We start from the raw sequence: 352 nt of genomic DNA on the forward strand, positions 1-352 counted from the left end.
AGTCCCACCGCGATCAGCAGCGCAATTCCGATAAAGATCATGCTGGTGCGCTTTCCGCTTTCGGCAAGGGGTCACTCCGATAAAGGCATTCCGGTGGACACTTTCAAGCCTTGCGTCATCACACGAACGCCAGCAAGCCACACAGCACCGCAATTTCGAGCAGCGCAGCCAGCGCCCCGATCAGGTCGCCGCTCTGCCCGCCCACCAGCCGCTTGCACAGCGCCGTCCAGCCGGCGATCACTGCGACCGTCGCGATCAGGACAAAACCCAGCGCCAGCACATTGGTTGCCGGGCCGGCCAGTACGAAGACCAGCAGCACGGCAAACACCGCCCCCACGGCAAAGCTGCCGCC

Annotated in this window: 1 protein-coding gene; it reads right to left on the reverse strand. The window is 63.6% G+C overall.

Translation table 11 applies throughout. The features are described 5' to 3' along the window. Positions 1-118: 118 nt before the first annotated feature. The coding region (locus DC53_RS22370; protein WP_033032914.1) for an adenosylcobinamide-GDP ribazoletransferase at positions 119-352 on the reverse strand (234 nt) is incomplete at its 5' end.

This window comes from Pseudoalteromonas fuliginea, from assembly GCF_000690055.1.
Taxonomy (GTDB): Bacteria; Pseudomonadota; Gammaproteobacteria; order Enterobacterales; family Alteromonadaceae; genus Pseudoalteromonas; species Pseudoalteromonas fuliginea.